Origin of the sequence: Roseovarius sp. (genome assembly GCF_965277045.1) — a bacterium.
GTDB lineage: Bacteria > Pseudomonadota > Alphaproteobacteria > Rhodobacterales > Rhodobacteraceae > Roseovarius.
On the sequence record NZ_OZ255712.1, the window covers coordinates 1962051 to 1974006 of the forward strand.

At 66.9% G+C, this 11956-nt stretch carries 11 protein-coding genes; 1 reads left to right on the forward strand and 10 read right to left on the reverse strand.

Annotation, left to right across the window (positions count from 1 at the left end; genetic code table 11):
* Positions 1–73: 73 nt before the first annotated feature.
* Positions 74–1450, forward strand: a complete 1377-nt coding sequence (locus ACQY4V_RS09805) for an FAD-binding oxidoreductase (protein WP_428516964.1) — start codon at positions 74–76, stop codon at positions 1448–1450.
* Positions 1451–1555: 105 nt separating this feature from the next.
* On the opposite strand, the gene recN is transcribed toward ACQY4V_RS09805, so the two are convergent.
* The 10 genes from recN to ACQY4V_RS09855 all read right to left on the reverse strand — a co-directional run bounded on the left by recN (position 1556) and on the right by ACQY4V_RS09855 (position 11905).
* Positions 1556–3202 carry a DNA repair protein RecN gene (recN, locus tag ACQY4V_RS09810; protein WP_428516966.1) on the reverse strand — a complete coding sequence of 549 codons (1647 nt, stop codon included), beginning with the start codon at positions 3200–3202 and terminating at the stop codon, positions 1556–1558.
* 16 nt (positions 3203–3218) lie between these two features.
* Positions 3219–4070: an outer membrane protein assembly factor BamD gene (locus tag ACQY4V_RS09815; RefSeq protein ID WP_152492883.1), complete on the reverse strand. Its 852-nt coding sequence runs from the start codon at positions 4068–4070 to the stop codon at positions 3219–3221.
* A gap of 164 nt (positions 4071–4234) precedes the next feature.
* Complete coding sequence (gene lpxC / locus ACQY4V_RS09820; RefSeq protein WP_428516968.1) at positions 4235–5158, reverse strand: UDP-3-O-acyl-N-acetylglucosamine deacetylase; 924 nt, start codon at positions 5156–5158, stop codon at positions 4235–4237.
* Between the two features lie 223 nt (positions 5159–5381).
* Positions 5382–7031 carry a cell division protein FtsZ gene (ftsZ, locus tag ACQY4V_RS09825; RefSeq protein WP_428516970.1) on the reverse strand — a complete coding sequence of 550 codons (1650 nt, stop codon included), beginning with the start codon at positions 7029–7031 and terminating at the stop codon, positions 5382–5384.
* A gap of 179 nt (positions 7032–7210) precedes the next feature.
* On the reverse strand, positions 7211–8545 hold the full coding sequence (gene ftsA / locus ACQY4V_RS09830; protein WP_428516972.1) for a cell division protein FtsA: 1335 nt from the start codon (positions 8543–8545) through the stop codon (positions 7211–7213).
* Position 8546: 1 nt separating this feature from the next.
* Positions 8547–9425 carry a cell division protein FtsQ/DivIB gene (locus ACQY4V_RS09835; protein ID WP_428516974.1) on the reverse strand — a complete coding sequence of 293 codons (879 nt, stop codon included), beginning with the start codon at positions 9423–9425 and terminating at the stop codon, positions 8547–8549.
* Entirely contained in the window at positions 9413–10291 is an 879-nt protein-coding gene (locus tag ACQY4V_RS09840; RefSeq protein ID WP_428516976.1) for a D-alanine--D-alanine ligase, read from the reverse strand. Before ACQY4V_RS09840 ends, ACQY4V_RS09835 begins: the two co-directional genes overlap by 13 nt.
* Before the next feature lie 96 nt (positions 10292–10387).
* Entirely contained in the window at positions 10388–11320 is a 933-nt protein-coding gene (gene murB / locus ACQY4V_RS09845) for a UDP-N-acetylmuramate dehydrogenase (protein WP_428516978.1), read from the reverse strand.
* A 67-nt stretch (positions 11321–11387) separates the two neighbouring features.
* Positions 11388–11657 carry a DUF2484 family protein gene (locus ACQY4V_RS09850; RefSeq protein WP_428516980.1) on the reverse strand — a complete coding sequence of 90 codons (270 nt, stop codon included), beginning with the start codon at positions 11655–11657 and terminating at the stop codon, positions 11388–11390.
* Positions 11654–11905, reverse strand: a complete 252-nt coding sequence (locus tag ACQY4V_RS09855; RefSeq protein WP_428516982.1) for a DUF2484 family protein — start codon at positions 11903–11905, stop codon at positions 11654–11656. Before ACQY4V_RS09855 ends, ACQY4V_RS09850 begins: the two co-directional genes overlap by 4 nt.
* Positions 11906–11956: the final 51 nt, after the last annotated feature.

Consider the following 11956-nt stretch of genomic DNA (forward strand, 5'->3'; position numbering starts at 1 on the left):
TGTGACGCAGGGCGCTTCCCTGTCGGAACCGCATCGCTTAGTGTGCGGTTTCAGGGGAGTGCAGGGGTTCGACATGGGTATTCGCGACGCCATTTCAGAGTTGTCGCCCGTTTTAGGGCAACGGCTCAGCCTGTCCAAGTCCGATCTGCAAGAGCATGGTCGGAGCGAGACGCATTTCGCGGACGCGCCGCCCGACGCCGTGGCCTATCCCGAAAGCACCGAGGAGGTGCGCCGGATCGTGCAGGCCTGCGCCCGCCACGGCGTGCCGGTGATCGGCTGGGGCACCGGCACCTCGCTCGAAGGGCAGGCCCAGGCTTTCTCGGGCGGGATCTGCGTCGACTTCCAGCGCATGAACCGTATCCTCGAGGTATCGCAGGGCGACATGGACGTGCGCGTGCAACCCGGTGTGACGCGCGAGGCGCTGAACGAGGAGTTGCGCGCCACGGGCCTCTTCTTTCCGGTCGATCCCGGCGCCAATGCCTCTATCGGCGGCATGACCTCGACCCGCGCCAGCGGCACCACGGCGGTGCGCTATGGCACGATGCGCGACAACGTTCTGGGGCTCGAGGTGGTCACCGCCACGGGCGAGGTCATCCGCACCGGCACCCGCGCCCGCAAATCCTCGGCCGGCTATGACCTCACGGCGCTCTTCGTGGGCTCCGAGGGCACGCTGGGCCTGATCACCGAGATCACCCTGCGCCTGCACGGCACGCCCGAGGCCGTTTCGGCCGCCGTCTGCGCGTTCGACTCCGTGGGCGACGCGGTCGAGGCGGTCATGGCCGCCGTGCAGATCGGCCTGCCGCTCGCGCGGATCGAGCTGATGGACACCCAAAGCGTCGAGGCCGTGAACGCCTATTCCGGCGCCGCCCTGCCCGCCTGCCCGCATTTGCTGCTGGAATTCCACGGCTCGGATGCCGGCGTGGCCGAGCAGGCGCAGATGTTCGGCGACCTGGCGCAGGAATTCGGCGGCAAGGGCTTCGACTGGGCCCGCAAGACCGAGGAGCGCACCGCGCTCTGGGCCATGCGCCACGCCGCCTACCATGCCATCGTCGCCCACCGCCCGGGCACCAAGGCGCTGGTGACGGATATCTGCGTGCCGATCTCGAACCTCGCCCGCGCGCTCGAGGAGACGCGCAGCCATCTTGACGCGCAAGGTATCGAGGGCCCGATCCTGGGCCATGTAGGCGACGGCAATTTCCACGCCATCCTGCAATTCGACCCCGAGGATGCCGCCGACAAGGCCCGCGTGCTCAAGGCCTCCGAGCATCTGGTCGAGCTGGCCCTGTCGCTGGGCGGCACCGCGACGGGCGAGCATGGCATCGGCGTGGGCAAGCTGGGCTACATGGAGCGCGAGCATGGCCCCGCCTGGGGCCTCATGGGCACGATCAAGCAGGCGCTCGATCCCGACAACATCATGAATCCCGGCAAACTGGTGCCGCCCCGGAACTGAGGGCGCGGCGCCTGTAACGCCTCGAAGGGGGGCGCTGCCCCCCACGGCGAACCTGCGGTTCACCGCTCCCCCCGGGATATTTTCGGCCAGAGGAAAAGGGGTGGCTCAGCCCGCCATCAGCGCCTCGGCCGCCGCGCGGGCCTCTTCGGTGATGGTCTCGCCCGACAGCATCCGCGCGATCTCGTCGGTGCGGGCGCCGGCATCGAGCGCCGTGACCGTCGACAGGGTCTGCCCTTTGGTGACACGCTTTTCGACGCGCCAATGATGCGCGCCCCGTGCGGCCACCTGCGGCGAATGCGTGACCACCAGAACCTGGTTGTCCGACGCCAGCCCCGCCAGCCGTCGGCCCACCGCATCGGCGGTCGCGCCCCCCACGCCCCGGTCGATCTCGTCGAATATCAGCGTCAGCCCGCTTTGCCCACCGGTCAGGCAGACCTTCAGCGCCAACAGAAACCGGCTCAGCTCACCGCCCGAGGCGATCTTTCCCAGGGGACCCGCCGGCGCGCCGGGGTTGGTGGCCACGGTGAAGGTCACCGCGTCCTGACCGGTCTCGCCCGGATCGGTTTGGGTCACCTGCGTGGCAAAGACCGCGCGGTCCATCTTCAGCGGAGCCAGCTCCGCCATCACGGCCTTGTCCAGCCTGCCCGCCGCCTTGTTGCGCGCGTCGCTCAACGCTCCGGCCGCGTCGGCATAGGCCGCATCCGCCTCCTCGACTGCCGCCTGCAACGCCTTGAGATCCGCGTCCCCCTGATCCAGCCGCGCCAGCTGTTCGCGCACGCCTTCCGCAAAGCCGGCCAACTCGTCCGGCGCCACGCCGTGCTTGCGCGCCAGCGCCCGGATCGCGAACAGCCTTTCCTCGGTCTCTTCCAGTTCCAACGGGTTGAAGGTCAGCGCCTCCAGGCACTCCTCGACACCGCTTGCCGCCTCGTCCAGCTCGACCATCGCGCGCCCCAATGCCGCCAGCGCCGCTTCCAGCCGGCCCTCGGCCTTGTCTGCGGCGCCTTCCAGCCAGCGCAGTGCGTCCTGCGCCTGCCCTTCGGCACCATCGCGCAGCGCGGCTTGCGCCTTGGCGATATCCTCGCGGATCCGTTCGGATTGCTGCATCAGGCGGCGGCGCGTGTCCAGCTCCGCCTCCTCGCCCGGCTGCGGCGCCAGCGCGTCCAGTTCCCCGACCGCGTGGCGCAGAAACTCTTCCTCGGCCCGCATCTCCGCCAGCCTGGCCTCGGCCTCGCGCAGCGCCTTGCGCGCCGCGCTGCGCGCCTTCCACGCGCCGCGCACCGTGTCGCGCTGCCCCGCCAGCCCGCCGAACTCATCGAGCAGGTCGCGGTGTCCCTTCGGGTCCAGCAGGCCCCGATCGTCATGCTGTCCGTGAAGTTCCACCAGCGTGTCCGACAGCGCCCGCAGCACATCCCCCGAACAGCGCCGGTCATTGACCCAGGCGGTCTTGCGCCCGTCGCCGGTGTTGACCCTTCGCAAGAGCAGCGTGTCCTCCACCGGCAGCCCTGCTTCCTCCAGCACAGCCCGCGCCGCGTGCCCTTCGGGCAGGTCGAACTCCGCCACCACCTCGCCCTGCTCGGCCCCCTGCCGCACCAGCTCGGCCCGGCCGCGCCAGCCCAGCACGAAGCCCAGCGAGTCGAGCAGGATCGACTTGCCCGCCCCGGTCTCGCCGGTCAGCACGTTCAGGCCGGGCTGAAACGTCAGGTCCAGCCGGTCGATGATCAGAATGTCGCGAATCTCCAGCGCACGGAGCATTCATGGCCCCCGGGCGTTACAACCAGCGGCCGAGGATCGTCTGCCGATAGACCTGGTTCAGCCAGCTGTCGCCCACCGCTTCCAGTGTCAGCCCCTGCCCGGTCAACAGCTTGTAGCTGTCCTCGTACCATTCGGTGCTCTTGAAGTTGTGACCCAGGATCGCCCCCGCCGTGCGCGCCTCGTTCGTCAGGCCCAGCGACAGGTACGCCTCGACAAGCCGGTGCAGCGCCTCGGCGGTGTGGGTCGTGGTCTGGAAATCCTCCACCACCACGCGGAAGCGGTTGATGGCCGACGTGAAATGATCGCGCCGCAGGTAATAGCGCCCGATCTCCATCTCCTTGGCCGCCAGGTGATCGAAGGCCAGGTCGAATTTCAGGATCGCAGAGCTGGTGTATTCGCTGTCCGGATACTGTTCGATCACCTCCCGCAGCGCCTGCAGGGCCTGGAAGGTCAGGCCCTGGTCGCGGCCCACCTCGTCGATCTGGTCGTAATAGCTGAGCGCCAGCAGGTACTGGGCATAGGCCGCGTCGCCATCGGCGGGATAGAAATCGAGGAAGCGTTGCGCCGCCGAGCGGCTGTTCTCGTAATCCTCGTCCCGGTGATAGGCGAAGGCCTGCATGATGACGGCCCGCTTCGCCCATTCCGAATAGGGGTAAAGACGCTCGACCTCGCCGAACACCTTGGCCGCCAATTCGGGATCGCCTCGGGCCAGGTCATACTCGGCCCGGCCATAAATCTGTTCCGCGGTGAACTGTTCGTAATCGACTGTGTCGCGCTCGATGCGCGCATTGATGCCGCCACAGCCCGCCAGCATCGTCGAGGCCAAAAGCGCCGCCGCCAAACCGATCCCGATTCTGCCGCCTGTCATGCTCGCCCGTTCCCTCAAAAATCTTTGCCCAACGCGTATACGGGCCCGAAAGCCGCGCTGACCCCGCAGCATGGTATCCGCGACGTCACGTGGGTCCTAGCACATAATTTTCCGGTGCAAAACGCCTTTGGACCGATTGTTTGGCACAAACCCGACGCCTGTTGTCAGGCGACCTCAGGGATTTCCGCCCAGTGCACGCCGGCGCCCGGCAGACGCGCCGCGACAGCAGCCGTGCAGGTCACGATTTCAAAGGCATCGGGCCGGGCAAAGAGGGTGCGCAAAAGATCGTTCGTGACCGCGTGACCGGCGCGCTCGCCCCGGTAATGGCCCAGGATCGGCAGGCCCGCCAGCGCAAGGTCGCCAAGCGCATCCAGCATCTTGTGCCGCACCGGCTCGTCCGGCTGGCGCAGGCCGCCGGGGCTCAGCACATGCTCGCCATCGAACACGACCGCGTTGACGCCGGGCTCTCCGCCAAGCGCCAGGCCATTGGCCTGCATCGCATCCACATCCGCCTTGCGGCAGAACGTGCGCGCGGTGGACAATTCCCGCACGAAGCTGCCATTCGCCATGTTCAGCGTTTTCTTCTGATACCCGATCGCCGCATCCTCGAACTCGATCGCGAACTCGATCAGCAGCGTGTCGTGCGGCGCAAGGCTGGCCTGTGCATCGCCCTTGCGCACCTCGACGGGCTTGAGAACCTTCAGCGCCCGGACCGGGGCATGCTGGCGCCGCAGACCGGCCGACAGGATGCCGTGCACGAACTGCGCGGAACTGCCATCCAGGATCGGAACTTCGGGGCCGTTGACCTCGATCACAGCGTTGTGCACGCCGCAGCCGGACAGCGCCGCCATGATGTGCTCGACCGTCGACACGCTCACGCCCGCCGCGTTCTGCAGCAGCGTGCACAGCGGCGACTGGTTCACGAAATCCCAGCGGGCCGGGATCTCGCAGTGGTGCAAGTCGCAGTCCAGGCGACGAAAGACGATGCCGCGGTTCGCGGGGGCCGGCAATATGGTAAGCCGCGCCGCTTCGCCCGAGTGAAGGCCGACGCCATCGAAGGATATCGGAGTTCTGACCGTATTCTGCACGTTTGATCCTCAGGCCGTAAACCGGCTCGTTTTATTCAACTGCGACACATCTATTTCGCGCGGCACCATTGCTCAATTCACTCTTTGCAACGCGCTGAAACATCATTGTTTCCAGGCTTGGCGGATTATTGCCGAAACGGGTCCAATCCCTCTCAAGTCTCTGAAGGAAAAGAAAAAGGGCCGCGCGATGCGGCCCTCTCAACATGGTCAATTGTTGTCCGGATCAGTTCGCCTGGCGCCGCAGGAAGGCGGGGATTTCGATCTGGTCGTCCTCTTCCTCGCGCTCGTCGCGCACCTCGGGCTGAGGCGCCGCGGCCTGCATGGGGGGCTGCTGACGCACCGTGCGCTGCTGCGGCGCGGCGGCTTCCGTGCCATGTCCCGTCATCCGGTTGATCAGCGAGTTGATGCCAAAGCGGGGCTTCTCCCCGGCCTCGTGCGCGCGCGCTGCCGGTGCCTCGGGCGCGGGGCGCTGCTGCGGACGGTTCGCGCTGCCCGGCGTGCGATGCACGGCAGCCTGCAGGCGGGCCAGAGCGTCCTGCGACGGTGTGCCCGGTGCGGGTGCCTTGGGCGCCACGAAGCTTTCCGCCGGTTCCTCGGCTTCGGCCACGAATGTCTCGGGCTCGGGCCGCGGCGTGTAGGCCGGCGCCGGCACCGCATCCTCGGCGCTCTCGCTTTCGAAGATATCTTCCATCTGCTCTTCCGCGGCGGCGCGTTGCGCATCGAACGCATTGAACAGGCTGGGTTCTTCCGCGGCCTCGATGCTGGCGGCGGCCACTTCCGGCTCTGCCGCCGGCTGCGCCGGCTCTTCGAACGTGTGGGCTTCGACCTCGACCTCTTCGGCCGTTTTCAGCGGCTCGGCGAGCGAGCGGCGCGGCACCGGCATTTCGCGGCTTTCGTCGCTGGCGTCGATGCCGGTCGCCACGACCGACACGCGCATGAAGCCTTCCATCGTCGGGTCCAGCGTGCTGCCCACGATGATGTTGGCGTCCGCGTCCACTTCCTCGCGGATGCGGTTCGCGGCCTCGTCCAGTTCGAACAGCGTCAGGTCGTGCCCGCCGGTGATGTTGATCAGGACGCCCTTCGCGCCGCGCAGGCTGATCTCGTCCAGGAGCGGGTTCGCGATGGCCTTCTCGGCGGCCTGGATGGCGCGCTCTTCGCCGTCGTCCTCGCCGGTGCCCATCATCGCCTTGCCCATCTCGTCCATCACCGCGCGCACGTCGGCGAAATCGAGGTTGATCAGGCCCGGACGCACCATCAGGTCGGTCACGCCTTTCACACCCTGGTAGAGCACGTCATCGGCCATCGAGAACGCCTCGGTAAAGGTCGTCTTCTCGTTCGCCAGGCGGAACAGGTTCTGGTTCGGAATGATGATCAGCGTGTCGACCATCTTCTGCAGGCTGTCCACGCCTTCCTCGGCTTGGCGCATCCGCTTGGCGCCCTCGAACTGGAAAGGTTTCGTGACGACACCGACGGTTAGCACGCCAAGTTCACGCGCTGCCTGAGCGATGATCGGGGCCGCGCCGGTGCCCGTGCCGCCGCCCATGCCGGCGGTGATAAAGCACATATGCGCCCCGGCCAGCTGATCGACGATCTGTTCGATATTCTCTTCCGCGGCGGCGGCGCCCACGGCGGCCTTCGCCCCGGCGCCCAGCCCTTCGGTGACTTTCACACCCAGCTGGATCCGGTTCGGCGCGTTGCTCTGGGACAGCGCCTGCGCATCGGTGTTGGCGACGACGAAATCGACGCCTTCCAGCTGTTTCTCGATCATGTTGTTCACGGCGTTGCCGCCTGCCCCGCCGACACCGAAAACGGTGATGCGCGGCTTGAGTTCCTGGTCCTGTCCCTGACCTGGCATGCTGAGGTTAAGTGTCATAGCTCCGCCTTCTTTGCCTGCTGTTATGCCCGCCTTGCGCAGGCTTGATCCGCCTAAATTGCATTAACAGTACCGTCCCGTCGCCGTTACGTCACCCAAAAAACACGAAAACACCACAAAATATGGGTCTTTTTTAGCGTATTCACGCGGGATTTCGCCGAAACCCCCATATTTTGCGATCACCAGTTGTCCTTGAACCATTTCACCGCTCGCTTGAGGGACCGCGCCGGGTAGCGATCCACCGGAATTTCAAAGTCCCACCATTCGTCCTGGGGATTCGCCGCGAACAGGCACATGCCCACCGCGCTGGCAAAGCCCGCGCCTGTCGCCGCCTGCGGCAGCCCATGCACCCGCAGCGGCCGGCCCAGCCGCACCTGCTGTCCCAGGATACGCGTCGCCAGCCCGTCCAGGCCGGGGATCTGGCTGCCGCCGCCGGTCAGCACGATCTGCTGGCTCGGCAGGTGCTGGAACCCGGCCGCATCCAGTCGGGCCCGCACCTCTTCCAGGATCTCCTCGACCCGCGGGCGCATGATGCCGATCAGTTCCGCCCGGCTCACCGTGCGCCGGTCATGTTCCCAGTCGCCGGTCTCGCCGCCGATCTCGATCATCTCGCGGTCGTCCATGCCCGTGGCCACGACGCCGCCATAGAAGGTCTTGATCCGCTCCGCCGTGGCGTGCGGCACCTGCAACCCCATCGAGATGTCGCCGGTGACGTGCTCGCCCCCGATCCGTACGGTGTCGGCATAGATCATGTGCTTCTTCATGAAGATCGACACGCCGGCGCTGCCGCCGCCCATGTCGATGCAGGCGGCACCCAGCTCCTGCTCGTCCTCCACCAGCGCCGAGATGCCCGAGACGTAAGCCGAGCTTGCCAGCCCCGCCAGTTCCAGGTCGCAGCGCTTGACGCAATGCGCAAGGTTCTGGATTGCCGCGCCGTCGACCGTCAGCATGTGCATGTCCACCGCCAGGTCCTGCCCCAGCTGCCCGCGCGGATCGCTCAACCCCGAGCGGTGGTCCAGCGCGAAATTCACCGGCTGGGCGTGCAGCACCTCGCGGCCCTCGCCGAAATCGGGCACGTCGCAGGACGACAGCACCCGGCTGATGTCCTGCTCGGACACGGTGCTGGCCTCCAGCGCAACCTGCCCCGCCAGGCCATAGCTGCGCGGCTCGGCGCCCGAGAAGCACGCGATTACGTGATCGACCCGGATATTCGCCATTTTCTGCGCCGCCTGCAGGGCCGTGCGGATGGCACGCTCGGTCTCGGCCATCGTCGTGATCTCGCCATAGCGCACGCCACGCGACCGCGTGGTCGCCGCCCCGATCACCCGGAACCCGGCCTGGCCCGCCAGCGCGCCCACGCCCTCGGTCTCGCGCAGCCGGTCGCTGCCGTCGAAGCGCAGCACAAGGCAGGCGATCTTGGACGTGCCCACGTCCAGAACCGCCACGACACCGCGCTGCATCGCCGCCCGGCGCATGTTCCGCATCGCCCTTTGCGATTCATAAAGCTCGATCATCTTATTCCGCCCCTACGGTCATATTTGTCACGCGCCACCACTCGGACACCGCGTTTTCGTTCATTCTTATGGTCGGCCGGGACGCCAGGCGCATGTCCACCGCCGCAAGGTCGCGCTCCAGCATGTCCTGGACCTCGGCCAGCACGATCACCCGCTCCAGCGCGCGCACCGGGTCGGTTTCCGGCAACAGGATGCGTTGGCCGCGGTCCAGCACCACGTCCCAGCGGCGCTCGCCCATGCGCACCAGCCCGCGCAGTCGCGACCTCAGCGGCGCCGCCGCCTGCAGGATCGCCATCGCCTCGGGCACCGCCCGGGTCGCGCCCTTGCCGGCAATCACCGGCAGGTCGGCGCGGTCCGCCCGATGCGCGATATCGCCGATCACCACGCCTTCGATGTCCACCACGCCCAGCCCGTCGCGCGACCGCCAGACGGCCACCGGCTGACGCTCTTCCACATGCGCCACCAGAACACCGCCTTGGCGCACCCGCACCGACGCGCTGGCAACGGCGGGCAGCCCCGCGATCGACAGGCGCACCGCATCGAGGTCGATGTCAAAGGAACTGGCCGGCAGGTCGTGCGGGAAAATCTCGCGGATATCCTCCTCGACCGTGGCGCTGGCGCCTTCCACGGCCAGCAGGTTGACCATGAATTCGGGCCGAGTCTCGACCTGCTCGCGAAGATCGGCCACCGCCAGCACGATCGCCTCGCGCCGCTCGGGGTTGGAAAAATACGCCGTGGCCAGCCCGACCGTCAGGCATACCGGCACCCCCACCCGCAACAGCTTGCGAAAGAGCGGCGTCAGCATCAGGCGCTGATACCGGTAAGACCACCGCGACGGCGCCGGATCGGCCCTGGGTTCCAGTCGTTTCACCTGTTGCATGACGCGTCCTTAACCAGCCAGTCGCACAATTGCGGAAAACTCATGCCCGCCGCCTGCGCCTGTTCCGGGCTCAGCGAGGTGGGCGTCATCCCGGGCTGGGTGTTGGTCTCCAGCAGGATCAGCCCGTCCAGTCCCTTCGCCTCGTCCCAGCGGAAATCGGTGCGGCTCAGCCCGCGACAGCCCAGCACCGCATGGGCGCGCAGCGCATACTCCTCGCAGGCGTCGGCAATCTCTTTCGGAATGTCCGCCGGGATCACGTGGCGCGATCCGCCAGCGGCGTATTTCGCATGATAGTCGTACCAGCCGTCGGTGATGATATCCGTCACCCCAAGCGCCTTGTCCCCGATCACCGAGGTGGTCAGCTCGCGCCCCGGCGCGAACGCCTCGACCATGACCGTCTGCGGCATGTCCCGCGACAGTTGCGGCGGCGCGTTGGCGGCCTCGTGCACGATATAGACGCCGACGGACGAGCCTTCGTTGTTGGGCTTCACCACGTAGGGTGGCGGCATCACATGCGCCTTTCCCACCTCGTCCTTGTCGACGATGATACTCTCGACCACCGGCAAGCCCGCCGCGCGATAGGCCGCCTTGGTGCGCTGCTTGTCCAGCGCCAGCGCCGAGGACAGCACGCCCGAATGGGTATAGGGGATCTGCATCCATTCCAGCAGACCCTGCACGCAACCATCCTCGCCCCAGCGGCCATGCAGGGCGTTGAACACCACGTCGGGTTTGAGATCGGCCAGAACCACGGCAAGGTCGCGGCCGGCATCGACCTCGACCACCTCATAGCCTGCTTCCCGGAGTGCTGCGGCGCATTCCTGTCCTGACGAGAGGGACACCTCGCGCTCGGCCGAGGGGCCACCCATAATCACCGCAACAGTCGGGGCGTTTCCGCTCGAAGAAACCACCTTACTGCCTCAATGTCCCGGGTCGTTATCGACCCTTGTTTTATTGTGTCCGCCTCAATCCGCGGGAGGGGCCGTTTCGCCGACCCTCATGATTTCCCAATGTAACTCTATTCCGCTGTCTTGGAAAACCTTTTTTCGCACCTCCTCGCCCAAACCTTCCAGGTCCGCCGCCGTGGCGCCCCCGGTGTTGATCAGGAAGTTCGAATGCTTCTCGCTCATCTGCGCCCCGCCGCGCGTGGCGCCGCGCATCCCGGCGTCGTCGATCACCTTCCACGCCTTCAGATCATGGGTGTCGTCGGCCCGCCCGGTGCTGCTGAACCCCGCCGGATTGCGGAAAGTGCTGCCCGCCGTCCGGTCCTTGGTGGGCTGCGTCTCGTCGCGCTTCTTCAGCTGCGCGTCCATCCGCGCGGCCAGTTCCTCGGGATCGCCCGCAACGCCCTCGAACGTGGCCCGCGTGATCACCCAGCCCTCGGGCAGATCGGTCTGGCGGTATTCGAACTTCAGGTCATCGGCGGTCAGCGTCACCACCTCGCCCGCGCGACTGACCGCCTCGGCCTCGACGAAATGATCGGCCACGTAACTGCCATAGCATCCCGCGTTCATCCGCACCGCGCCCCCGATGGCGCCGGGAATTGTGCGCAGAAAGGTCAGGTCCACCCCCGCCTCGCCCGCGCGGCGGGCCACATGCGCATCTAGCGCCGCCGCCCCGGCGGTGACGCGCGTGCCCTCGACCTCGATGGCATTGAACCCGCGCCCCAACCGGATCACCACGGCGCGCAAGCCGCCGTCCCGCACGATCAGGTTGCTGCCCACACCCATCGGAAAGACGGTTATTCCGGCAGGCAGGTCACGCAGAAATTCGGCCAGGTCGTCCAGGTCCGCCGGCTGAAACAGCCAGTCCGCCGGCCCGCCCACGCGCAGCCATGTCAGATCGGCCAGTATCCGCTTCTCGGTCAGGCGGCCACGTACCTCGGGTAAATCGCTCATGCGCCCGCTATTGCCTCACCCTGTTCCGGGATGACAGACCGCCCGCGCTTTTTCTTGCCGAAAATACTCAATCCCCACCGCGGGCCACGTCCCCGCCCACGGCCCGCCGGGCCCAGCGGCCCAGATAGATCACCGGCCAGCGCAACAGGCTCATGCCCGCCGCCAGCACGAACAACCCCACCCAGGGCCCGTTCTGCCATGTCACGTATCCCAGGATCGGGATCCCCACCGCAATCAGCGCATAGGCCCGCCGCCAGTGATTGTCGCGGCTGGGGAGCATCGCCAGCAGGTTTGCGGCCAGCGCCCAGATGCAGGCCAGCACAAGAGACATGCTCATTTCGGAACCTCCGGTCTTTCTCCTCTCAGGCGCCGCGAGACGTACCGCAGCGGATTGCGGAACATCGACACGAACGCCAGCATCGCCAGCACGGCGGGAATGACGCCATGGTCCCGCCCGATCATCCAGATCAGCACCGGCGCCAGCGCCAAAAGCGCGATCCCCGGCGCATACTGGTGCCGCATCGGCAGCATCGCAACCAGCGCCCCGGCAATGACCCAAAGACAGGCCAGAACCACAAGCGTCATGCGCCGCCCCCGATGGAACTGGCCGTTTTCCGCACGGAAAACGTACCGGAA